This is a genomic window from Shewanella sp. SM21, from assembly GCF_025654335.1.
GTDB classification, from domain to species: Bacteria; Pseudomonadota; Gammaproteobacteria; order Enterobacterales; family Shewanellaceae; genus Shewanella; species Shewanella oncorhynchi.
The window spans coordinates 385,979-409,205 of record NZ_JAKKRL010000002.1 but is presented as its reverse complement, the minus strand read 5'-3'; the positions used below and the strand labels follow the sequence as shown (position 1 = coordinate 409,205).

At 43.1% G+C, this 23,227-nt stretch carries 18 protein-coding genes; 11 read left to right on the top strand and 7 right to left on the bottom strand.

What is annotated here, in order from left to right; all coding sequences use genetic code 11:
* The first annotated feature begins 116 nt into the window (after positions 1–116).
* Positions 117–1,874, top strand: coding sequence for an acyl-CoA dehydrogenase family protein (locus L5L94_RS03920; RefSeq protein ID WP_263161301.1), 1,758 nt, complete (start codon positions 117–119; stop codon positions 1,872–1,874).
* A 101-nt stretch (positions 1,875–1,975) separates the two neighbouring features.
* Here the strand turns inward: L5L94_RS03920 and dacB are convergent, their stop codons facing one another.
* Both dacB and L5L94_RS03910 read right to left on the bottom strand, forming a co-directional pair.
* Positions 1,976–3,469 carry a D-alanyl-D-alanine carboxypeptidase/D-alanyl-D-alanine-endopeptidase gene (gene dacB / locus L5L94_RS03915; protein ID WP_263161299.1) on the bottom strand — a complete coding sequence of 498 codons (1,494 nt, stop codon included), beginning with the start codon at positions 3,467–3,469 and terminating at the stop codon, positions 1,976–1,978.
* A 59-nt stretch (positions 3,470–3,528) separates the two neighbouring features.
* Positions 3,529–3,705, bottom strand: coding sequence for a hypothetical protein (locus tag L5L94_RS03910; protein WP_263161297.1), 177 nt, complete (start codon positions 3,703–3,705; stop codon positions 3,529–3,531).
* A 428-nt stretch (positions 3,706–4,133) separates the two neighbouring features.
* Between L5L94_RS03910 and L5L94_RS03905 the strand changes: the two genes are divergently transcribed.
* Both L5L94_RS03905 and pssA read left to right on the top strand, forming a co-directional pair.
* On the top strand, positions 4,134–4,466 hold the full coding sequence (locus L5L94_RS03905; RefSeq protein ID WP_028759882.1) for a DUF1904 domain-containing protein: 333 nt from the start codon (positions 4,134–4,136) through the stop codon (positions 4,464–4,466).
* 11 nt (positions 4,467–4,477) lie between these two features.
* Positions 4,478–5,791 carry a CDP-diacylglycerol--serine O-phosphatidyltransferase gene (gene pssA / locus L5L94_RS03900; RefSeq protein ID WP_263161294.1) on the top strand — a complete coding sequence of 438 codons (1,314 nt, stop codon included), beginning with the start codon at positions 4,478–4,480 and terminating at the stop codon, positions 5,789–5,791.
* 153 nt (positions 5,792–5,944) lie between these two features.
* Here pssA and emrD read toward each other — a convergent pair whose 3' ends face one another.
* Both emrD and ampC read right to left on the bottom strand, forming a co-directional pair.
* The gene (emrD, locus tag L5L94_RS03895) at positions 5,945–7,177 is read right to left on the bottom strand and encodes a multidrug efflux MFS transporter EmrD (RefSeq protein ID WP_263161292.1); all 1,233 of its coding nucleotides are present in this window, start codon (positions 7,175–7,177) and stop codon (positions 5,945–5,947) included.
* Positions 7,178–7,584: 407 nt separating this feature from the next.
* On the bottom strand, positions 7,585–8,769 hold the full coding sequence (gene ampC, locus L5L94_RS03890; RefSeq protein WP_263161290.1) for a class C beta-lactamase: 1,185 nt from the start codon (positions 8,767–8,769) through the stop codon (positions 7,585–7,587).
* 407 nt (positions 8,770–9,176) lie between these two features.
* On the opposite strand from ampC, the gene L5L94_RS03885 reads away from it, so the two are divergent.
* On the top strand, positions 9,177–9,941 hold the full coding sequence (locus tag L5L94_RS03885; protein WP_219250823.1) for a tRNA-uridine aminocarboxypropyltransferase: 765 nt from the start codon (positions 9,177–9,179) through the stop codon (positions 9,939–9,941).
* A gap of 147 nt (positions 9,942–10,088) precedes the next feature.
* Here the strand turns inward: L5L94_RS03885 and L5L94_RS03880 are convergent, their stop codons facing one another.
* Both L5L94_RS03880 and L5L94_RS03875 read right to left on the bottom strand, forming a co-directional pair.
* Positions 10,089–12,146, bottom strand: coding sequence for a PhoX family protein (locus L5L94_RS03880; RefSeq protein WP_263148237.1), 2,058 nt, complete (start codon positions 12,144–12,146; stop codon positions 10,089–10,091).
* Between the two features lie 420 nt (positions 12,147–12,566).
* Positions 12,567–13,682 carry a tyrosine-type recombinase/integrase gene (locus L5L94_RS03875; RefSeq protein ID WP_113940403.1) on the bottom strand — a complete coding sequence of 372 codons (1,116 nt, stop codon included), beginning with the start codon at positions 13,680–13,682 and terminating at the stop codon, positions 12,567–12,569.
* Positions 13,683–14,272: 590 nt separating this feature from the next.
* Between L5L94_RS03875 and L5L94_RS03870 the strand changes: the two genes are divergently transcribed.
* From L5L94_RS03870 to L5L94_RS03855, 4 genes are all read left to right on the top strand, one after another.
* Positions 14,273–14,800, top strand: coding sequence for a hypothetical protein (locus L5L94_RS03870; RefSeq protein WP_263161285.1), 528 nt, complete (start codon positions 14,273–14,275; stop codon positions 14,798–14,800).
* 167 nt (positions 14,801–14,967) lie between these two features.
* Positions 14,968–15,306, top strand: coding sequence for a hypothetical protein (locus L5L94_RS03865; RefSeq protein ID WP_105252539.1), 339 nt, complete (start codon positions 14,968–14,970; stop codon positions 15,304–15,306).
* Positions 15,307–15,653: 347 nt separating this feature from the next.
* The gene (locus L5L94_RS03860) at positions 15,654–17,642 is read left to right on the top strand and encodes an ATP-dependent DNA helicase RecQ (protein WP_263161283.1); all 1,989 of its coding nucleotides are present in this window, start codon (positions 15,654–15,656) and stop codon (positions 17,640–17,642) included.
* Complete coding sequence (locus L5L94_RS03855; RefSeq protein WP_028759892.1) at positions 17,635–17,910, top strand: hypothetical protein; 276 nt, start codon at positions 17,635–17,637, stop codon at positions 17,908–17,910. The genes L5L94_RS03860 and L5L94_RS03855 overlap by 8 nt, the downstream gene beginning before the upstream one ends.
* Before the next feature lie 86 nt (positions 17,911–17,996).
* On the opposite strand, the gene eco is transcribed toward L5L94_RS03855, so the two are convergent.
* Positions 17,997–18,548: a serine protease inhibitor ecotin gene (eco, locus tag L5L94_RS03850; RefSeq protein WP_263161281.1), complete on the bottom strand. Its 552-nt coding sequence runs from the start codon at positions 18,546–18,548 to the stop codon at positions 17,997–17,999.
* Between the two features lie 641 nt (positions 18,549–19,189).
* Here eco and L5L94_RS03845 point away from each other — a divergent pair.
* The 3 genes from L5L94_RS03845 (at position 19,190) to L5L94_RS03835 (ending at position 23,195) form a co-directional block, all read left to right on the top strand.
* Positions 19,190–20,410, top strand: a complete 1,221-nt coding sequence (locus L5L94_RS03845) for a cation diffusion facilitator family transporter (RefSeq protein WP_263161279.1) — start codon at positions 19,190–19,192, stop codon at positions 20,408–20,410.
* Entirely contained in the window at positions 20,411–20,890 is a 480-nt protein-coding gene (locus L5L94_RS03840; RefSeq protein ID WP_028759894.1) for a MarR family winged helix-turn-helix transcriptional regulator, read from the top strand.
* A 211-nt stretch (positions 20,891–21,101) separates the two neighbouring features.
* Positions 21,102–23,195, top strand: coding sequence for a prolyl oligopeptidase family serine peptidase (locus L5L94_RS03835; RefSeq protein ID WP_263161277.1), 2,094 nt, complete (start codon positions 21,102–21,104; stop codon positions 23,193–23,195).
* The last annotated feature ends 32 nt before the right edge of the window (positions 23,196–23,227 follow it).

Below are 23,227 nucleotides of genomic sequence, written 5' to 3'. Positions count from 1 at the left end.
CACACACTCGCATACTTTTATATTATTCGCGGCTGTATTTGTAATGAGATTGTTTTCTACAGTGAACTGGTATAAATTAAAACAACTGTTTTAATCCTACGTTTAAGAGTCTACCAATGAATCCTTACCAAGCCCCGTTGACGGATATGCGTTTCCTACTGGAACAGGTATTTGATGCTCCAAACACTTGGGCACAATTGCCTGAGATTGCAGAAATGGTCGATATCGACACGGCTAATGCCATTTTGGAAGAAGCAGCCAAGATAAGTTGTGAATTGATCCATCCGCTGAACCGGACGGGCGATGAGCAGGGCGTGTTGCATCAAGACAATCAAGTGATTACCCCTGATGGCTACAAAGCCGTTTATGAGCAGTATTCCCAGGGCGGTTGGATTGGTTTGTGTGGCGATCCTGAATTTGGTGGTATGGGGATGCCGAAGATGCTGGGGATCTTAGTCGACGAAATGGCTTACAGTGCTTGTAATGCGTTTACGCTTTATGGCTCGTTAACTGCGGGGGCAGCTTTATGTATCAATGCCCACGGCAGCGAAGAATTGAAACAAGCTTATTTGCCTAAGTTATATTCCGGCGAATGGGCGGGTGCTATGGATATGACAGAGCCGCAAGCGGGTTCTGATCTACGTAATATCCGCACTCGAGCTTTACCGCAGGATGATGGTAGTTATGCCATCACGGGCAGCAAGATTTTTATCACGGGTGGCGATCATGATTTAACTGAAAACGTCATCCACTTAGTGCTTGCTAAGCTGCCGGATAGCAAAGGGATTTCACTCTTCCTTGTACCTAAAATATCGGTAAATACCGATGGCAGCTTAGCCAATGCCAATGGTGTATCAGTGGGGTCTATCGAGCATAAGATGGGCCTTAAAGGTTCTGCGACCTGTGTGATGAACTTTGATAATGCCCAAGGCTTCTTGATTGGTGAGCCTAATCGTGGCCTCGTATGCATGTTCACTATGATGAACTATGAGCGTTTAGCGATAGGTATTCAAGGGCTTGGCAGTGCGCAGGCGGCGTACCAGATGGCGGCCGATTATGCTAAAGAGCGTAATCAAGGCATCGCCGCTGGCGGCTCACCGACGGGCAGTGATTCTGATCCCATTATTGTCCATGGCGATGTGCGCCGTATGTTGTTGACCATTCGTGCGATGACAGAAGCGGGACGTGCTTTGTCTGTATTTACAGGACAACAGCTGGATTTAGCAAAATATGCCCAAGATGAGGTTAAGGCTAAAGCGGCGCGTTATGTGGGTTTGTTAACGCCAGTGGCGAAAGCATTTTTAACCGATCGGGGTCTAGATGCGACTATCATGGCGCAACAAGTCTTTGGTGGACATGGTTATATTCGTGAAACAGGTATTGAGCAATTAGTTCGTGATACCCGTATCGCTCAGATTTATGAAGGTACCAATGGCATTCAAGCCATTGATTTCCTCGGTCGTAAAGTCACCGGCGATAACTTAGCCGCATTAAACGAATTTGTGGCAGACTTGAAGGCACAAATGCGGGCATTCACCCATGTTGATGCGGTGAAAGTGGCGGCAGTATGCGCACGTTTAGATGCCTTGGTCATCGTTGCCGAGTCAGTTAATGATCGCAAAGTGGCTCAGCCTGCACTTATTAATGCGTGTGCGGTCGACTTTTTAGATGCCTTTGGTTACACCCTGTATGGTTTCTACTGGTTGGCTATGGTCGATAAGGTCGCGGATCATGAAGATAACGCTTTCGCCGAGCAGAAAGTCTATTTGGCTAAGTTCTATTTTGATAAGTTATTGCCAAAAGCGGATTACCATATCGCTCAAGTCAGAGCTGGTGATGCGACGACTATGGCGATGCCTGCGGAGTTGTTTTAACAAGGCTTCGGTATATTCGTTTAGATAAAAACTGAAAAAGCACTGATGACTCAGTGCTTTTTTGTGCAAGTTTTTTACTCTGTAGCAGTTAATTAATGACTCTAGTGAGCCGCAGTATTCACAGTCGCAGTCGTTGATGACGGTTGCAGCACTGAAATCAATTGTTTAAGAAACTCGGCATTGAATGAGGGTTTATGTTGATTTTTCAATTCAGGACTCATGCCATTCTCAAGGATTACAAACAAGGTATCGTTATGCTGGGGCAAACGGATAAAGCCCGCTAAGTTAGACACGCCTTGCATCGAGCCTGTTTTAGCAAAAATTTGCTGTTTAAGCGGCGGCTTGTTGTAGCCCATACGATATCTTAAGGTGCCGCTGATCCCTGCCTGTGGCAGACTCGTGATTAACGGACTAAAGCGGCTATCTTGGTGGATTAGCGCCAACACCGCGGCTAACTGCTTGGCATTGAGCAAGTTATAGCGTGACAATCCTGAACCATCCACAATATTGGCGTTACTCAAATCTATGCCTAAATTCGTTAAAATTCGCTGCATGGCAGCGGCACCATTGGTAAAGCTGCCTTGGGTCTTAAAATAACTTTTACCAAGTTGCTTAAAAAGGCTATCGGCAATCAAATTATCTGACTTGAGCAGCATAGTCTCGAGCAGCTCAGGTAAGGGCGCCGAGCTATGGCTGGCAATTAGTTTTGCCTTTTGGGGTAAGCTAGTGCCGAGTTGTACTTTACCCGCAAGAGACATCTCGCCTTTAAGTAGGGAGGTGAGGTTATCTTGGGCAAATTTGAACGGATCGCTGACCGCAATCGCCAGTGGTATCGACTCACCGCCAGGGTAACAGCCGCGTAAATGGTAGTTATTTTGACCTAATCTGACCATATCAAGTTGGCAAAATTCGCGGCTCGCCTTTTGATCAAACACCGCATCGCTGCTGATTTTAACTCCATAACTCCCCGCGCGCAGACTTACCTGTGAAGGTTTGCTGGTAGAGCTTGGGCTAAACTGACCATAGACGCAGTTCTGATTGATAATATAACTCGACACTGGCGCGGCAAAACAAATGCCCAAATCATCCCAAACCCAGCCCGGAGCTTGCATTTGCTCTTGTTTATCGCCGAGTAAATACAGATGTCCGTCAATGCGATTAATGCCTTGTTTTACGAGATTGGCAAAAATGGCCTTGAGATCGGCTTGAGTCAGCGTGGGATCGCCACTAAAACGCAGATAAGCACTGCCTGCGATATGGCCCTTGCGTATCGGTGCATCTGTCCATAATTGTGTGACATAACGAAAATCAGGCCCAAGTTGAGCCACAGCACTGACTGCCGTGAGCAGCTTTTGGGTACTGGCTGGAATAAACAAGGTCTCAGCTTGTTGGCTATAGATCACTTGATTGTTCGACATATCCATTGCTAGTAAGGCGATTTGTGAATGTCGAGGGCTGATCTTGCTGATTGCTTGGCTAAGCGAAGTGGTTTGGGCACTTATCGGCCTAGAATCATGTTGCTCTGCATAGGCCATATTATGACTTGCGGCTAGGAGCAGGCAGGCATATAGAGTGGTTTTCAGTAACGTTTCCATGTTAGCTATTGGCCATTTTTATCAAAACATCATTAAGATTAGGTTGGTATTGTGTGCGGTTAATCCCCACTGCTGCCGTCATCCTTTTCCATCAAGCGATATAAACGTAGGGTAACAAACAATACCAGCCCAATAAACAAAGGCAGGATGAGTAACCCTAACTGGGTTTTAAAATGGAAAATACCCCAAGCAAACAGCAATGTCAGTGCTAACGTCAGCAGAATTTTTTTGTTCATAGTCTTAATCTTGTATCGTGTGGTCTAATCGCAAATAGGCGGTTTAGTTTACGCTAAATCACTGGATTCGGGGTGAATGAAATGGGTTTGAAGATTATTTTGTGATTTGGCAGACATTTTGGGCGCAGTTCAGTGAAATTTGGACTGATTTGTAGCGTTAAGAATCACCCTATTTAGGGAGAAATATTGTGTGGACGGGCAAATAATGCCGAGAATACTCACTGTAAAATGCGATTTCAAGCAAGGATAAATGAAGAAGATTTTTAGGTAAATCGGTGCACTAAAGTGGAATAAAATCGCGTGAGGTCAAATTACCAGCAAAACCGTTAGGTTTAACAAGACTTTTGGGAGAAAAGTCTTGCCGAGACGAGGTGAAGTCGGTAATTTCTACCCCTTACGATTTTAGGTTCTTAGGTAACAACTAAACCATGCCACATATTAGTATGCGCGGCTTACCACAAGCGGTCGTTGCAGCGTTCAGCCAAACATTACTGCAGTCATTGGCGGATATATGTAAAGGTAATGCAGAGAGTTTCACATTAGATTGGATCCCAAGCATCAGTTTTCGAAATGGAAAAATTGATCAACGCTTTGTCCAAGTTGAGTTACTCTGGTTCCCTAAGGACCCTGATATACATCTTAAAGTAGAACAAACGATCAGGTTGGCAGTGACAGAGGCCTATCCAGAGTTAACACATATTGCTGTGATGTTTTTATCACTGAACCCTAGTGCTTCCTATCGGGGTGGTCAGCATGTTTAAAGGAGGATGCCTTGCTAGATAAGCTTGGTGGAATAGCCGTTCAACCCGAGGCTTTAACGTGGTTGCTCACGCCATGCCGTTTCAAGGCAGAATTACTCGCTCGTATTGCGAGCGCCAAGCACAGTATTTATATTGCGGCGCTGTATTTAGAAGATGACGAAGCGGGTCGTGAGATATTACAAGCCCTCATGGATGCCAAAGCGGTAAATCCAACGCTTGATATCAAAGTGTTAGTCGATTTCCACCGTGCTAGACGTGGCTTGATTGGCCATAAAGGTGATAGCGGCAACTATTTGATGTACCGTAGAGTTATGGCTGAAGCCGAACATCCCATAGATATCTTAGGTGTACCCGTCAAATCCCGTGAATTTATGGGTGTGTTGCATCTTAAGGGATTTATTATCGATGATGCCGTGATTTATAGCGGTGCCAGTCTCAATAATATCTATTTGCAACAACACGATAAGTACCGTTTCGATCGTTATCACTTGATTGAGTCTGCCGAATTAGCGCGCAGTATGCGCGCGATGATCCAGAAAAATATCATTTCTGATCCAGCTGTGTGTTCATTAACGCAAGATGCTGAGCAAGAAGTGCTACCACCAAAGACGGACATGCGTAGCTTTAAGCTGAGACTGTCTGACGCTGAGTATCAGTTTAAGGAGACCCGTGATGGTAATCGCATCACGCCGTTACTTGGGCTAGGACGTAAGAAAAACTTGCTCAATAAAGTGGTTGTCGCCTTGGTGGAAGAGTCAAAAGACTCGCTGTTTATTTGCACACCTTATTTCAATCCGCCGTACATTTTAGTGCGCGCTTTAGCTAAGCATTTACGCAATGGCAAACGTATTGATATCGTTGTGGGCGACAAGACGGCTAACGATTTTTATATTCCGCCAGAGCAGGATTTCTCAACCATAGGTGCCTTGCCCTATATGTATGAGCAATCATTGCGTAAGTTCGCTAAACGCCAACAGTGGGCGATTGATAATGGCCAGCTGAATATCCATCTGTGGAAACACGGTATCAACAGTTATCACCTCAAGGGCATCAGTGCCGACGGTAATAAGCATTTGATCACCGGCTCTAACCTGAATCCAAGAGCTTGGGCGCTGGATCTTGAGAATGGTTTGTTGATCCAAGATGAAATTGGCTGCTGGAAAGCCCAGTTTGAAGCCGAGCAGGCACATATTCTGGAACACACACAGCGGTTATATCACTACAGCCAAGTGGATACTTTACAGAGCTATCCTGCGCCAGTGAAGAAGATCATGACTAGAATTCGTCGCCTTAAAGCTGATTTTTTACTGCGTCGCATTCTGTAACGATTAAAGCTATCGAAGCTATAAATTAATCGGTATTTTTTATTTATTACAGTGTCTTATCGATTTAAAAAGCCCACAACAATGTGGGCTTTTTATTGACTGACGGTAATAGATTTAGCTTAAACCAAGAATTGTCGCTTCAAATCATATGCATTAAATCTGTGGCATTAAATTCTGGTGAGTATCATTTTGATCTTTGGCGTAATACAGAGACAGAATCACTAAAACTACCATTACAGCACTCAATAAACCTATGCTTAACTGGCCGCCCATCGGCACTAAAGACATAGTTAATGCGGCAAGTCCGGCACCAAAATTTTGTAATCCCCCCAGTAATGCGCCCGCAATCCCCGCCTGACGTGGAAATGGCTCTAACGCAGCAGATGTTAGGGTAGGGAACAGCATGCCTGCACCACTGAAGAATAAAATCGATCCAATAAGTAAACTCCAGCCAACCACTAAATTAAAAAGACCTGGGATCAACATAAATAATGCGCCAGCACCGAGTAACGCAACACTTTGGTAAACAACCCTTTGTGGCTTATTCTGTCGGCCCGCGATGAGTGCCCCCAGTAAGTAGCCAGGAATTGGCGCAACAAAATAACAACTGACCATAAAAGGTGTCAGTCCGAGATATTGGCCATAGAGTACGCCAGCAATGGCTTCAAACGCCGCAATACCGGCAAAGGTGGCGATCAATGAAAATAAATAAGCGCGAAATGCTCTATGGCGCAGGACATGCTTATAGGATTTGAAAACGGCTTGATGTTCCCGTTGCGCCTTAGGTAAAGACTCTTTAAAGAGGAATATAAACAATAGCCAGACCGCGACACCGAATCCTGCTAATACCCAGTATACGGCTTGCCAGCCAAAATAGGCCGCAGTGGCGCTGCCGATAAATGGTGCAAGCAAAGGTAAAAACACTACGGCCATAGAGACATAGCTATTAAATTTTACCAGTAGGTCGCCAAAGTAATGATCGCGGGGAATGCTACGGCACAATGCGCCTGCGCTGGCTGTGCCTAATCCTTGGATAAGGCTTGCCATTATCAGTTGGTTAAAACTTGTGGCCTTCGCCGCGAACACAGCGCCTAGAACGAAAATTGCGATACCCACGATGAGTGGCATTTTACGGCCAACGCGATCTGACACTGGGCCATACACAAATTGAAACATTCCGTAGGAGAGTAAGTAACAGGCCATCACGGCTTGTAGTTGGCTGGCGTCCACATGGAGCCCGAGTGCGATTTGCGGAAGGGCTGGAACAAAAATCGTCTGCGCCATTTGGCCACAGGCGACCATAAAGACAATCATTAACAGTAAGCTAGACTGACTCGCTGCTGGAGCGACATTGTGATGAATAGGAGAATGTGGCGTGCCTGACATGATATTTCCGAAAAAGGTCACTTAAGGTATTTGCGCGCATCTTACTCCCTAAAAGCGTAACTTCAAGTGTCAATCATATTGATTTAACGAAATAATTTTTAATGCGATGCATAAGTTTTTATCCTGATTTTAAGCTGTAAAGCTAAACTTACGTAGGGTTATTTGTCTGTTAACTAGGTCGAATAATTGCAAATGAATTAATACTCAGATTAACCCTTCACTGCCTATTTTCTTACATGGGAGTTTGCTTAAAAATATTGGCTATTAAGAGATTGGAGGTAAGTAAGTGGATAAGGTGCTTAATACAAGCCACCCTAAAAAAATCACGCTAAAAGGAACAAATAAGAAAGGAGATTGCGAATCGGCCTATCTCCTTATCTCCTTTAATAGTCGCGACTAGCAAGATGCTATTTTTGTAATTTCTCTATGCCCGTTAAAATCTGATACCCCACAGTCACCCGAGGCGGTACGGGATAATTTTTATTGCTTAACAATACTATGCCAAGCTTTTGCGCGGGAATAAATGCTGCATAAGCGGCAAAACCGCCAGTAGAACCTGTTTTATTGATCCACACATTTTGCTGCGGCGCGAGGGGCGGCACTATGGGTTTAACTGGCGTACTGCCAAATACGACTTCCTGAGTGTGACCCTTAAGTATTTTATCAAGATCAATAGGATATGAGTAATGCTCCCAAATCATATCTTGGGTCATCATGCCCACATCAAAGTATCCCGTGTGGGTCTCATCGAGTGCCGTTTGCAGTGGTTTGGCAATCGGGTGCATTTGCATATTGGCCTCAACAAATTGCAGTAAATCCTTTGCAGAGGTTTTAACGCCATAAGCTTCATCGGCTAATACCCCAGGATTGACCCGCACTGGCATGTCTTGCTTATCGTAGCCTTGGGCATAATCGGCCATTTTACTGCTCGGAACGTTAATGTAGCTGCTTGTCATACCCAATTGTGGAAATAGTGTTTGCTCAAGGGCTTGTGGAAAAGTTTTCCCTAAACTCTGCGCGGCAATCATACCGAGCAGCCCAATACTCGGATTGGCGTAATTTCTGTGGGTCCCCGCGGCAAATGACGGTTGCCAATGCTTAAGGTAATCCATTAACTCTGCGTTATTAGTGACCTTATCAGGAACTTGCATCGGCAAATCACCCGCTGTGTGGGTGGCTAAATTGATAAGACTAATCTTATCAAAATGGCTGCCTTTTAATGCTGGAACATAATCACTGGCCATATCTGTGAGTGTTAATTTACCTTCGCCCTGTGCATAGTTAGCCAGTGTTGCGGTAAAGGTTTTACTGATAGAGCCAATCTCGAACAGGGTATCTTCAGTCACACTTTGCCCAGAGGTTTTAGAACTGACGCCATACTGATAAAAAAACTGCTTACCTTCTATGGTGACGCCAATCACTGCGCCGGGAATAGCGTACTCAGCCATCAAAGGTTTCACCGCCGAATCTACAAGAGTCTGTATTTCTTTGGTATTAAGTGTTTTGGCTGCAGTGGCATGAGAGAATAGGGCCGCAGAGATTAGGATGCCGTTTAATAACGGTATTAAAGCGATCGGGGCTTTTGGGTGCATAATTGACCTTTCATTGAGACTGTATTTGTAGAGTAGATTTTCGCATGATATTAGGGCAATTCCACACTAAGTTAAGTCATTACTGATATTTAGCTTAAATACTCCCCCAATAAGTAATTTAAACGTTAATTTAGTCGGTTTAGTGTTGCACACTATTGCATGCTAAGTGGTAACACAGATTAATACATTACAGCTTTTTTAAGAGATAATTGCTCGGTGCTCTAAAATTATCTCGCTGACGTTAGGCTGCAGATGAAACCATCAACCACTGACACCGGCCTTTTATCACGATAATGTATTGTGCGATTGCACCATTGATGGCCAAGGGATAAACTGCGCCACCGCGATTAAAAGTGCTAACTGATGTGGTCGCGATCCTTAATAAGTTTGATAGAGAATTGGTTTTTATGGCTTTAGCCCCCCATGCAGTGCACCATTTATATCAGTACCGTAAGTCTATTTCGACTAAACCCTTTGGTGCCCGCGGTAAAAAACTGATCCGCTGTCCATTATGTCTCTTAGGTGAGCAGTTCTGTACCTGTGCGCTACGCCGTCAGTTAGATACTCACGCCAGTTTTCTGCTGATTATGTATAACGATGAGGTGTTAAAGCCGACTAATAGTGGACGACTCATAGCGGATCTTATCCCTGATACCCACGCCTACATTTGGTCACGTACAGAACCTGAAGCTGAGCTGCTTGCTTTGCTTAATTCGCCGCAATATCAACCCTATTTAGTGTTTCCTGCCCAGTATGCAGAGCAAGGGCAAACCGTACTAAACCAAGTGCCGATGTCGACATTGGCCGAAGGTAAACGGCCGCTGCTAATCATGCTCGATGGCAGTTGGCGTGAAGCGATTAAAATGTTCCGTAAGAGTCCTTACTTACAATCACTGCCGTTGCTTTCCTTCGATCCCGACACGCTCGCGACCTATGCATTGCGTAAAGGTAGTCATGATTTTCAACTTGGCACCGCCGAGGTGGCATCATTGGCTTTAGGAGCGATTGGCGAAGCGGCTAATGGCAAAGCCTTAAGTACTTGGTTTGATTTGTTTGTTGAATCTTCCTTACTTGGCCGCAATCGCCGTTGCCGTGAGGACCTTCTGCCAATTACAGATTTTACCGATGCTTTTGAACTTGCCTTTGAACAAGCAAGTCGTAGTAAGAGTTAATCGATGTTGGATTTAATCTATTTTGAAAAAGGCTAGTTAACTATCTTCTTAAATAATAAATCCCCTACAGTGAGGGGATTTTTTATGTGTAGCAATTAACTTATAGGAACTTCATATTAAGAAGATACCTCGCACAAGCATAATTGTTTATACCGCGACTTCTTTACCATCTAACTTACGGATAACGACCGTAGCGGCGCGAGGGCGTAATGTCGTGCCCGCAGGCGTTTTTTCAGCGGCATTGGACGAATAAGGCCAATTACCGGGATGCTGAATGTTAGCAAAAACAGATGTGTAATCAGGGCTAATAGCAAAACCCGTAACCTCACAGTCGTTTGGTCCAACGAAGAAACGCTTTAATTCCATTTGGTTATCAGCCGTTACGCCGAGCTGTTTCTCTTGGCCATCAACAAGCGTTGAAGGCACTATTGCTAGCATCTGATCGTTGGTTTCTTCTGCGACCTCCTTGGCTCCATTGTCGGTTTGAACCCACAAAATACCGCGTTGATCGAAGGCCAAACCGTCTGGGCTGGCAAATTGGTTAAGATCCGTTAAGCCTGATAAGTTTGTCTCTGCGTTACCATCACTTGGTGATCCGAATACGAAGATATCCCATGTAAATTCAGTATCTTTGTCACTTTCATCCCAACGAATAATATGGCCAAAGTGGTTTTTCAATCTTGGGTTCGCTGGATTGGTTTCAGTTCGTTTTGAGTTGTTGGTCAGGGTCAAATAAATTGAACCAGTGAAAGGATCGACAGCACACCATTCAGGGCGATCCATAGGTGTTGCACCAACAAGATCCGCTGCGCCTGCTGTGTTCAAAATAATCTCGGCTAAGCTAGCGAAAGTATTGCCTAGGGTTTTTCCGTCCGTAGTCTGGCTATCTAAGGTTAAAGGCAACCAAACACCACCACCATTTGCATTAAACTTAGCTGCATATAAAGTACCTTCATTCATATACTTATCGCCAGTTTGTATGCGATTGCTGCTGTCAGCATCTTTTGCATCCCACGCCGCGGCCGAGACAAATTTATATAAGTATTCGAATTGTGAATCGTGACCAGAATAGAATACTACTGGCTTACCTTCGGTTAGCTTGCCAAAGGTACATCCCTCATGGCGGAAACGACCAAGCGCGGTACGTTTTACTGCGCGCGATGTTGGATTGAAAGGGTCAATTTCAACAATATAACCGTGACCATTCGCTTCATTACGATAGTCATCTTGAGCACTTGCGCCTTTTGGCGTGACATCAAAACGCGCGAACTCATCGAGACGTTCTTCATCATGACCTGCAAGATCATCCCAGCCATAACGTGTGCTGGTTTTGCTGATCCCAATGCGATTTTGCTCGGCAGTTAACGTACCACGGTTTGCGAAGTAGCCTGGCCAGTTTTCTTCACAGGTTAAATAAGTGCCCCAAGGCGTGTAACCATTGCCGCAGTTATTTAATGTACCGCGAGCCTGACTACCGTCGGGAGAGTAGCGGGTTTCGAGTAGAGAAGAGTAGGCGAGAGGACCGCTAATATCCATTACAGTCGCACCTGTGAATCGGCGGTTATGGTTATCATTGCTAACCACTTCCCATTGATTATTAACCAGTTTTATACGTACAACCGATACGCCATGGGCGTTGATTTCTTTACGTACCTCATCGATAATCGTGCGCAAACCTGAAGTAGGATCAAAAGTTTGTCCTGCAGGGTGTAATGCAACTTCATCAATATATTCATGGTTAATGCAAAGTAAACCGTCATTACCCGTATCATTTAATGGAAAGAAATGCATGCCATCGTGGTGCATACCGACTGAGTTCGCTTGGTCATCGGCAGTGTTACTACCATCGCTTTTCCATGGTGCTGCTTTTGCATTTAATGGCGTGCCCCATGGTGCAAGTACCTGCGCTGTATAGCCTTCTGGCACAACGACGGCATCTAAACGAGAACCCGCAACTGACGTAAAGTTTAGCTTGGCGGTACTTTTTGTCGGTGGCAAAGGTGTCACTGGATCAACAGGTTTTGTAACGGGTGTGTCATCTGATCCGCAAGCAGTTAAGCCTACACTGGCAAAAGCTGTCATAGCACTGAGGCCTAAACCACTTTTTACGAAGTTACGGCGAGATAAATGTTTATCCAACACTTGGTTAAATGGCTCGTTATTACTTTTATTATAAAGTGTAGGATCAAAGGTGGCCTTACTCATATATTACTCCGGCTAGTACGATGGATTAAATTTCGTGACTAAGGCTAAAGTATCAATATGACAATAAAGATGATTTTATATTACAATAATACTGCAGTGAGCAATAAACCCGATATGCTATAAAGATGTTAACCAGCAGTTTGCTATGGTCTAAGCTGCTGAGGTCAAAGTACCTCGATTAGGATTTTTATTCTGCTATGATGTCAAATCTTGTGTCACAGATAAAAATATATAATGTGAAGTTATTGCTTTAATTATTTTTCAAATTAAAAATTGGAAATAATTTTAATATAATTACTGAATATCATTTTTTTTCATAAACATGATAGATTTATATTTAACGTTAAAATTGCTATTTTATTTTAGGTAAAAGACTAACTGATTCTTATCGAGTCATGATCTAGTTTAGTCTTTTGGGTTTTAGTCTCTTGGTTTTAAATAATGGCGAAGTGAGCGCGGATCGGTATGGCCAGTTCTGGCCATAATGTATAAATGATCTTTATCATTTTCATGGAGTTGAGTGACACAACCACTACGCAGACTGTGGGCACCATAAAATTTTGCAGGTAGGCCCGCTTTTGTGCAATATTTTTTAATGATGCGATAAATATCATCTCCCGTGAGAAAACCACTATTTTTATGTAAACTTGAATTAGCTTCAGAGTGATGTTCTACTATTTGATAAGGGCGTAAATATTTCCCATCACGGGAAAGCGATCTAAATAAATGTCCATCCTCTATATTGGCTAGTGATAACCAATTTTTTACCGCGTTGAGTGCTGCAAAAGGTTCATGATCCGGCAGGTCTTTCCATTCTCGTTGGCCTTGCTGATTACTCTTCGAATAAGGTAGGCGAACTTTTAGCTTATTGCGTAAAAAACTGACATATTGAACTTTTATATCTGCAAGTTCAGAACGGCGAAACCCACCTTGTAATCCTAACTGAATAATGGCTTTGTCTCTTGCTCGGGTTAATGGCTGCACTTGTTCATCGATAGCTTGAATGAGCATTTCCACTTCATCATACATAATCGGTTGTTGATCATAATCACTCACATGGCGAGATTGATTTCTACTTAAACCGCGCATCACTCTGATCACCAGAGGGTGCTCGGTAGGTGAGTGGAATCCCGCTTGAATATGGTGGTAGCGAATCGCCGCGAGTCGAGTCGTTAATGTCTGTTTAGAAAGTTGTACTCCAGTACTCTCTTGGATCAATTCTTTCTGATAACCAATAAATGAAATCACGCTACGGGGATCTGCGGGCAGAGCCTGCAGTTGGTGTTCGGCACAATAACGGCTAAATAGACTAAAGCTCGTATTATAAACACGGCGGGTGTTGGCTGAAATTTCATATTCAGTTTCTTCGGCAGCACTTAAATAATCACTTCGAACAGATTGTGGCAGGAAAGTCTCTTCAAAAAAACGTGGCTGTTCAGCACGGTTATTATTGTGATGATCTGATCCAGTCACTCTTTCATTCGTTACATTGGTGTTATTTTGAGCATTACTATTTGTCCGGATCATTTTAGACATGCCGTTGAAGTCACCTGATATCGAATTAAGAAGACGTAATTATACGCAAATCACACCTACATCTACCAGTGATAATCGTCATTATCACTGGTAGAGTGCTTATTTGTTCAAATAAACTTCTGTTATCGGAATAGGGCGCATTAAATAGCATTTAGTTGGTTTTTTTAGTTTAAAAAATAGCCAAGATAAACCTATTCTAACAATGGCGATTAATTAAGCGGATATAAAATTAAAGGCAATGATAGTATGAAATTCGTACTTTCTCTATGCAGTGGTTTCGAACTTAGTTAGTCACAGATGCATAATTTTAAAGAATGGTTTAACCATTTTATTGGCTTTCTTGAATGGAATGCCGCTAAACTAGGCTTGCGTGTTGGGTGAAATTTAAGCTAATAACGACAACCGCTTATCGGGTTCTTAGCCTGTTATGAGTTGAGCTATTTCTGCCAAAGGCAAAATGAAGCATAAGGGATCGATTCCCAGTCAATAAAATGGTTGAACCATATATTAATACTTATCGATTTGTACTAGCATGAGGTCCCATTTATTTCATCCGCATTAAACGCATGCTTAGCTAAAGAAACGTATTTATGGAACCGCAAGCCTGGATATATCAACAAGACAAACCAACAGCAGGGAGAAAATTATTATTGCTTGAGGAAGCAGAATTAATTTTTGCCTTACCCTTAATTTATCGCCTTATCAATCCTGAAGCTGTGGCATCTAAACCGGATTGGTTTTGTGACGCTGAGTTACAAACGGTTTTCTATACTAAGTTGGTGACACAACTAAATGAATTAGTCCGATTACGCAAAAAGGTACTGCGGATCGACAACGAGCTTACTAATGTAAACAAAATGCTCAATCAGTATTTTACTGATTTTGGCTGGCGTATGGTTCGCAAAGAATTATCTCAAATAAAAAAACGACAAAAAAAGTCTCATATTGAGCTGAGCAGGGATATTATTTTGAGGTTAAAACGTTATATGGCAACTCAAAAGTTAGACAGTTTTGACCAAGCCATTGATACCCTATTGTCAGAGCATAATGAAAATATTTCGCTTAATGTTTTACAGCATACTGATGAGGATGTTGTAGACGATATTGTTGATGAATAGAACAAAAAAACGCGGCTCTATGTTTTGAAGAATATGATTTTACAGTTGTTCTATTGCCTAAAATGGATTATCTAATAAGGGTAAGTTAGCCGTGACTTATCTGTGCAGACACGTAGAATTACTGTTAAGATCTTATGTTTACGACTAGATAACGTGGGGCATTAGAGATGAGTTTAAGTATTGCAAACGATAGGAAAATTGCGGTTTTATGCCGAATTGAACCTGGCTGTCTCGGACCTGATGGCGTAGATCATATTGAGGCTTTTTGTGCTTTAGCCCAGAAAGCGATGCAACATTTTGACGTCGATGTCGGCACTTGGGTGTTGATCCCAAGATATGATAAAACCTTAGAAGAGATGCAATATAGTCTTGCAAATAAGCTGCTTTCGCGTGAGCAGGCAACTAAATATTTAGTCTCTATAGGGCGTGACATTGATGGTTTTGAAGAAAGATTTCAGGACAAACTGACGTCGCTGATCAATCTATATCTTGCTAGAAAACCTTAAATGCTCAATTTATCGGAGATGTATTTTTTGCTGAGATTCATCTGATGTCTTGTTTTTTCATAGAAGATATCGGATCGAATTTTTACAAATCGGTTTTATTTTCATATTTAATTGCTGACTAAAAAATTAAATTAATTATATATTAATCATCGTGTTGCAATGAAATCTGCACCTATAATTACGCTCCTGATAAGCAGTTAAGTTGGCTTGAAAACTCAGTTGTTGCTAATTAACTCCGTAAAGTACGTCAAAATTTGCTAGACTAGTCGACTCACTTAATGCTGAATCTTTTTCTTGCGGTATGCCCGAATTTTGTGGGTGGTAAGGATAAGTGTAAAGGACGGTTGATGTTAAATCCCATTCCGGAAACCAATCCATACGTTAGTTTATTGCAGCAGGATTTCGATTTTTCTGAATTTCGCCCAGGCCAAGCACAAACGATAACACAACTTTTAGCAGGGAAGTCGAGTTTAGCGATTTTCCCGACGGGTTCTGGTAAATCCCTTTGTTATCAATTTACAGCATTGCAGTTACCCCATTTGAGTTTAGTGATTTCGCCTTTACTCGCCTTGATGAAAGATCAGCTGGAATTTTTACAATCTAAGGGAATTCATGCGGCCAGCATAGATTCAACCTTAAGCGCCGAGCAGAGTCAGCAAGTGATGACAGATGCGCGCTCTGGCAAACTGAAAATTTTAATGGTGTCGGTGGAACGTTTCAAAAATGAACGCTTTAGGCAGTTTATTCAATCGGTTCCGTTGTCTATGCTGGTCGTAGATGAGGCACATTGTATTTCAGAATGGGGTCACAATTTTCGGCCTGATTATCTTAAATTACCTGATTATCGGCGCGAGCTTGAGATCCCGCTGGTATTGTTACTAACGGCCACTGCGACACGTAAAGTGAAACTGGATATGGCCAAGCGCTTCGATATCGCGCCCGAACACATAGTACAAACAGGATTTTATCGACCCAATTTAGATTTGACTGTTCTGCCCGTGTCGACTCAAGAGAAAAATGCCTTACTGGTTAACCAGATAACATCATTCTCAGGTGCTGGTATTGTGTATGTGACGTTACAGCAAACCGCCGAAATAGTCGCACGACTCTTGAGCCAACAAGGCATAGTCGCCAGTGCCTATCATGCTGGATTTGAAGATGAAAAACGTCAACAAATTCAAAATGATTTTATGCAGGATAAGCTGCAAGTGGTGGTTGCTACCATCGCCTTTGGTATGGGAATAGATAAGAGCAATATCCGTTTTGTGATCCACTATGATTTGCCTAAATCCATTGAAAACTACAGTCAAGAAATCGGCAGAGCAGGGCGTGATGGTGCCTTATCCCATTGTGTGACTTTAGCCAATCTTGACGGACTCAATACCGTTGAAAATTTTGTGTATGGCGATACGCCTGAGCGAGAAGGTATAGCGCAAGTCATTGAAGCTATTCGACTTGAACAAGATTCTGGTCAGTGGGAATGTCAGCTTAATGGCGTGTCGACGGCGAGTAATATTCGCCAGTTGCCGTTAAAAACGTTACTTGTACAGCTAGAGATTCTAGGTGTGGTTAAGCCGTTATTTGCTTACCACACCGATGTTAATTACAAATTTTTAGTGGATAAACATGTCATTCTGAGCCGCTTTAATCCAGAGCGGCAGGCGTTTTTGACGCAAATTTTTAATCATACGCAGATGAAGAAAATATGGGGCGCGTTAGATTTTGATGCCTTGTACAGTGCGACGGGCCATGAACGCAGCCGCGTGTTAGCCGCGCTGGAATATTTAGCTGAACATCATTTCATTGAATTAGAAACTAAACGAATTACTGATGTGTATCGGGTGGATGTTGCCGCATTAGCGCGTCCGGAACTCATCGATGAGCTGTACCATTATTTTATCGATAAAGAGCAGAAAGAAATTGCGCGAATCGCGCAGTTAGTCCGCTTTTTTGAACTTGAGACGTGCTTAAGCCACAATTTATCCCGTTATTTTAATGATAATGAGACGCCAGCGGTCTGCGGTCATTGCAGTGTTTGCCGCGGCAATCTTGCTAAGTTGCGCTATTCGACGGAACCAACTTGGCCGACAGATCAGCAGATATTGGCTGATTTGCGTGAGTTGAAACATCATTTAACGGCTAAAGGCATTGAGATTTTGTCACTCGATACCTATTGTCGTTGCCTCGCTGGCATGTCGGTTCCTTTGGTGAGTCGTTTTCAAGTGCGTAAGTTAAGTGGCTTCGGCCGCTGTGAAAAATTGAGATATGCTGAAATTAAACAGAAAGTTGAGTCACTGTTGTCGCAACTAGATGATAAAAGAGTTGAACATGAATAAGGCCGTAAAAAAGATGTTAGCCACCCATGAACATTTGGTTCACTCTGAAGGTGTGACTGTGGTTTCGCATATGCAAAGGGAAAAAGCGGAGTGGATACAACATACTGTTATGATTGAAGATTGTGACGTGCCGTTTAAATTTAGACGGGTCAAAAAGTATCGTAATCTGCAAGGACAAAAGATCAATGTCATCTATTACCCAGAGACAGAAACTGTGGCAGGTTTTGAAATAGAAATTATGCAAGTCGTTAGAATTAAACGATTCTAGTTAATGCGCTTCGAGTCTTTGCTTTTATCAATCAGCAAAGACTCGAAGCGCATTTGATTGATGACGCAAGAGTTAAATTCGGCTATTTACTTGGAATATTGATAGGTTGAATCTACTTTCCAAGTTCTGAAACGCAGTTCAGCGCCTTCTGGTAGATAAAACACCTTAGGCAAGCGACTGTCGTAGCGCATTTTTAGCTCAGCTGGAATACGTACAAAAGCTTCTTTCTTCGCCAATTCGAAACAGGCCATCATAGTGCTTGGGCCTTCAGCGATTTCATCCACTTGATAGTAGTTATAACCCCAACCTTGTACTGTCAGTTCCTTCAACTCCCCGTTTAATCCATGCTTATTGCAATCAACCATTTGAGTCTGACCAATTTGGATTTCGACCATGTAGTCATCTTCGTTTTCTAATTTAGGTAAACTCAAAATGTGCTGCACCATACCTGCTGCCGGAGCAGGGAACATCTTAGTGGCTTCCTGCGCGCTGTAATCTTTTGGATCGAAACGTTGAATACTGATCATAGGCGCATTTAACCCTGTTGGATGTGGTGGGCTCACCGCCACGGCATTGAATGACAATAGTGCAAATGCAAGGGGAACAGCGCTAACGCTAAATAAGGTCTTCAATTTCATTTTATTTCTCCTAATCGAACTGAATTGATGTCGATAAATTTGTCTGTGTTCTGCTCCCTATAAACGCAGCAGAGGTAAAAAAGGGTTAAATTATTCAATAAAAAATCGATTTTTTATTCAAATAATCTTTATCAATCTGAATAATAAGGGTTGATTACACTTTCCAATGACTTATTTTGTTAAGTTCGCAGCTATTTCAATTCTTTGCTGTGGCTGTTTTATGACTCATATCATGCGAAAAATATACGAAATAGCCTAGATAAAAACCTTAAAACTTGGATTTCAACTTGCACTGAAAAGCCACAGCTGTGTCTGTCTATAACTGCATAAGGCTATAATAAAGCCAATCTAACTCAGCTATGTGAGCTGTTTTTACTCATAAATCAAGCGCTAATCCATTAAACCTTGCCTGATATCCTTTGCCTAGTCTAGCTGCCTATCTTAATTCACATATCAGTGTCTCGACTGATGGCAGGAGGGCAGATGCATTATGGGGATTCAAATACACGTTTAAAAGTTTGAAAACAGTATATCTTGATAAATAGTTAATTTGATCTTCATATATTTTTATTTTCAAACTATAATTCAAGCGACGAGTTTTTCACCATTAATAGCGATAGAAATGGAACAGGGGCCATACAATGAAATCAATGACAGCCGAGCAAGCGACAGGGCATCAAGCTACTACGGGAAGCAGCCAAGGGCACTCACTCGCCCAGTGGCAGCACGCCCATGAGTTTTCCAGTCAGAACCGCGATGGCGAGAAGAACACTCGCTATGTACTGTATTTAACCGTGATCACTATGGTGGCTGAAATTGCTGCCGGAACCATTTACGGTTCTATGGCACTGCTCGCCGACGGTTGGCACATGGGAACCCATGCCGCGGCCTTTATGATCACGTTATTCGCCTATTCGTATGCCCGTAAACATGCTAACGATCCTGCATTTGCTTTCGGTACTGGCAAAGTGAGTGTGCTTGGCGGTTATACCAGCGCAATAGCGCTAGGACTTGTGGCACTGGTGATGTTAATTGAATCGGGAATGCGACTGATTAACCCTGAGCAAATCCATTTTAACGAAGCCATATTTGTGGCTGTCATAGGTTTGAGCGTTAATGTGCTGAGTGTATTTTTACTCAAAGATCACCATACCCACGACCATGGGCACACTCATGGTCATAGTCACGATCATGGACATCAAGATGATCATGAAGACGAGCATGCTCATCACAGCTGCGAAGCACACTCCTCTCATGACGATCACGTCCATACGGCTCATTCACATGGTGCGGGTCCACATACACATGATGACTCACATGTACACGATGAAAGTCATCAAGATCATAGCCATTGCCATCATAAACAGGAGCACCATGCTGCTGAGCATGAGAGTCAGAAGGCACACGGTGGTCATGATCACAACCTACGCGCCGCCTATTTTCACGTATTAGCCGATGCGTTAACGTCAGTGCTCGCCATTGCGGCCTTGTTGTTTGGTAAATACATGGGACTGACTTGGCTCGATCCGGTTATGGGTATAGTGGGTGCTGTGATTATTAGCCGTTGGTCATGGGGACTCATTCAGCAAACAAGTCCTATCTTACTTGACGGTGGTGTTAAAGCGTCATTGCAGCGTAAGGTCGTGGAAACTCTTGAGGCCGTACCGGATCATCAAGTGGCCGATTTACATCTTTGGCGAGTGAGTGCCGATCACCATGCTATTATGGTGTCTATCGTGTCCCATTCACCGAAAGATGTCAGTTATTTTAATCAGTTACTGTCACAATTTCCTGAATTGGCTCATATCACTATTGAACTCCATACTTGTCGTCAGCGCGAGTGTATGGTTAAGGAAGCCTAAATGACTGTTGAACATCATCATTCATCAAACCTGAATTCAACGACTGCTCATTCAACGGCCGCACATTCAACAGATCATGCATTAAATCATGTGATTATTGAATTTTATGAAAAGCTGTCGTCTTGGGAACACGCCATTGTACGTGACAAAGGTTTTAGCCTATCGCAGGTGCACACCATTGAGTTACTTGGCGTGCACGGCGCTATGAGGATGAAAGAACTGGCGGATAAAATTGGTGTCACAACGGGCACACTAACGGTTCAAATCGATAAAATGGTAGAAGCTGAGTGGGTTGTACGTCGTCCCCATGAAACCGATCGTCGTTCGATTCTGGTGGAGTTAACCGAAAAAGGCCAAACTTTGTTCCTCGAACATGATGCATTACATCTACAACTCACCACAGATCTCACCGCTAAAATGAGCAGTGAGGAACGAATCGTACTGCTCAATTTGTTGTCTCGTATGAATAACGAGTTTTAATTTACCCTATTTCATCCACTAAAAAGCGTCCCTCGTGGACGCTTTTTTATAGCATGACATTTTTAAAAACGCGATTCATTCTAGATTAATCATCTGCTATTACAGTACCTTACCTTTTGTTACATTCTTGTTGGATTAATAGTTGAACTGGATATTAATTAAGGTAATGTAAGGGCAGATCTCAAGATGGACTTTGTTTAAAAGGAATAGAATGAATAATAAATTACTGCCTTGGTGCATTGCAGGAGTGCTCGGTATGAGCGGTCAACTTCACGCAGAAGAAGATAAATACATTTGGTTAGAAGATGTTGAAGGCGCAAAGCCGATGGAATGGGTGAAAACCCAAAATGCTGCATCTGCCGCCGAAATTAAAGCGTTTAAAGGTTTTGATAGCTTAGTGGCGAACAGTCTCGCCATCCTGAACGATAAAGAACGCATTCCCTACGCGACCCACATTGGCGACAAGTTATACAACTTTTGGAAGGATGACACCCATGTGCGCGGTATTTACCGCCGTACTACCATGGAAGAATATGCTAAACCCGATCCCAAATGGGAAACCGTGCTTGATATCGATGCCTTAGGTAAAGCCGAAGCCGTCAATTGGGTATTTAAGGATATTAGCTGTCAATATCCCGAAAATGAGCGCTGTTTTGTCTCACTTTCCCGCGGCGGTGCCGATGCGGTGGAAGTGCGAGAATTTAATTTAAATACTAAATCCTTTGTTGCCACCAAAGATAAGCCATTCTTTTTGAAAGAAGCCAAATCAAGTCTGAGCTGGATAGATAAAGACCACGCCTTTGTCGGTACTGATTTTGGTGATGGTCAAAGCATGACTGACTCAGGTTATCCACGGGAGGTGAAACTCTGGCAACGTGGTACAGCACTCGAGCAAGCGAAACCGATTTTCACTGGTGACAAAACCTCAGTCGCAGTATCAGGCTGGGTTTTATTCGATGATAAAACGCCGCTGAGTTTAGTCACCGAGGCACATACTTTTTATACCGCCAGCCAATATGTCTATCAAGATGGCAAACTCATAGGGTTGCCATTACCTCAAGATGCTGAGATTAAAGGTTATTTTAAAGATAAGTTATTTATTGAGTTAAAGAGCGATTTAACCAATAAAGACGGTAATTTTAAGCAAGGCGCGGTCGTATATGCCGATGTGGCGGATCTTATCGCCCAAAAAGCCAAATTCAGTTTATTTGTGAGCCCGACTCAGACCGCATCGATAGCGCAGCTTAGTTTTAGTAAGAGTGCGATTTTCGTGAATTGGCTCGATAACGTGAAAAGCAAATTAGTACGGTATGAGCAAGACGAAAAGGGCGCTTGGCAAAGCACCCAAGTCCCATTCGAAGCGAATGGCGCCCTGACGGTAATGGACGTTGAGCAAGACAGTGATGATTTTTTCGTGAATTACACCAGTTTTCTTGAGCCTTCAAGCCTCTATACGGTTAATGCAAAAACCTTAAATCCGAAGAAAATTAAAGGTATGCCGCAACAGTTTGCTGCGGATAAGTTTAAAACTGAGCAATACTTTGCGACGTCTAAAGATGGCACTAAAGTACCGTATTTTGTGGTGATGGCTAAGGATCTTAAGTTAGATGGCACTAATCCTACGCTACTTTATGGCTATGGTGGGTTTGAAGTCTCACTGCGTCCATCCTATTCGGCCACCATTGGTAAGAATTGGTTAGAGCAGGGCGGCGTATATGTGTTATCTAACATTCGTGGCGGTGGCGAATATGGCCCAGCTTGGCATCAAGCGGCGTTAAAGCAAAATCGACATAAAGCCTATGAGGATTTCGAGGCAATAGCGGAAGATTTGATTGCCCGTAAAATTACATCAAGTAAACATTTAGGCATCCAAGGTGGCAGTAACGGTGGCCTGTTAATGGGAGCGGCATTTACCCGCAGACCGGATCTGTACAACGCTGTCGTGTGCCAAGTGCCTTTACTTGACATGTTTAGATTCAATAAGTTACTCGCCGGTGCCAGCTGGATGGGGGAATACGGTAATCCGGATATTCCTGAGGAATGGGCTTACATTAAAACTTACTCTCCGTACCATAATCTGCATAAAGACGTGCATTATCCAAAGGTCTTTTTCACCACATCGACCCGTGATGATAGGGTTCACCCAGGTCACGCCCGTAAGATGGTTGCTAAGATGAAAGACATGGGAATTGATGTTTTGTACTACGAAAATATTGAAGGTGGCCACGCCGGCGCTGCAGATAATAATCAAGCCGCGGAACTTAATTCAATGGCGTTTGCCTACTTATTACAGCAATTAAGATAATTACCGCTGGGTTAGCATGAATTGTTAACTCT

What these genes read in the sequence shown, in the direction of transcription:
- L5L94_RS03905 (WP_028759882.1), top strand. Translation starts at nt 4,134, where the DNA reads ATGCCACATATTAGTATGCGCGGCTTACCACAAGCGGTCGTTGCAGCG.
- L5L94_RS03845 (WP_263161279.1), top strand. Translation starts at nt 19,190, where the DNA reads ATGAAATCAATGACAGCCGAGCAAGCGACAGGGCATCAAGCTACTACG.
- ampC (WP_263161290.1), bottom strand. Translation starts at nt 8,769, where the DNA reads ATGCACCCAAAAGCCCCGATCGCTTTAATACCGTTATTAAACGGCATC.
- L5L94_RS03865 (WP_105252539.1), top strand. Translation starts at nt 14,968, where the DNA reads ATGAGTTTAAGTATTGCAAACGATAGGAAAATTGCGGTTTTATGCCGA.
- L5L94_RS03840 (WP_028759894.1), top strand. Translation starts at nt 20,411, where the DNA reads ATGACTGTTGAACATCATCATTCATCAAACCTGAATTCAACGACTGCT.
- emrD (WP_263161292.1), bottom strand. Translation starts at nt 7,177, where the DNA reads ATGTCAGGCACGCCACATTCTCCTATTCATCACAATGTCGCTCCAGCA.
- L5L94_RS03875 (WP_113940403.1), bottom strand. Translation starts at nt 13,682, where the DNA reads ATGTCTAAAATGATCCGGACAAATAGTAATGCTCAAAATAACACCAAT.
- L5L94_RS03920 (WP_263161301.1), top strand. Translation starts at nt 117, where the DNA reads ATGAATCCTTACCAAGCCCCGTTGACGGATATGCGTTTCCTACTGGAA.
- L5L94_RS03860 (WP_263161283.1), top strand. Translation starts at nt 15,654, where the DNA reads ATGTTAAATCCCATTCCGGAAACCAATCCATACGTTAGTTTATTGCAG.
- L5L94_RS03855 (WP_028759892.1), top strand. Translation starts at nt 17,635, where the DNA reads ATGAATAAGGCCGTAAAAAAGATGTTAGCCACCCATGAACATTTGGTT.
- L5L94_RS03835 (WP_263161277.1), top strand. Translation starts at nt 21,102, where the DNA reads ATGAATAATAAATTACTGCCTTGGTGCATTGCAGGAGTGCTCGGTATG.
- dacB (WP_263161299.1), bottom strand. Translation starts at nt 3,469, where the DNA reads ATGGAAACGTTACTGAAAACCACTCTATATGCCTGCCTGCTCCTAGCC.
- L5L94_RS03910 (WP_263161297.1), bottom strand. Translation starts at nt 3,705, where the DNA reads ATGAACAAAAAAATTCTGCTGACGTTAGCACTGACATTGCTGTTTGCT.
- eco (WP_263161281.1), bottom strand. Translation starts at nt 18,548, where the DNA reads ATGAAATTGAAGACCTTATTTAGCGTTAGCGCTGTTCCCCTTGCATTT.
- L5L94_RS03880 (WP_263148237.1), bottom strand. Translation starts at nt 12,146, where the DNA reads ATGAGTAAGGCCACCTTTGATCCTACACTTTATAATAAAAGTAATAAC.
- L5L94_RS03885 (WP_219250823.1), top strand. Translation starts at nt 9,177, where the DNA reads ATGGCTTTAGCCCCCCATGCAGTGCACCATTTATATCAGTACCGTAAG.
- L5L94_RS03870 (WP_263161285.1), top strand. Translation starts at nt 14,273, where the DNA reads ATGGAACCGCAAGCCTGGATATATCAACAAGACAAACCAACAGCAGGG.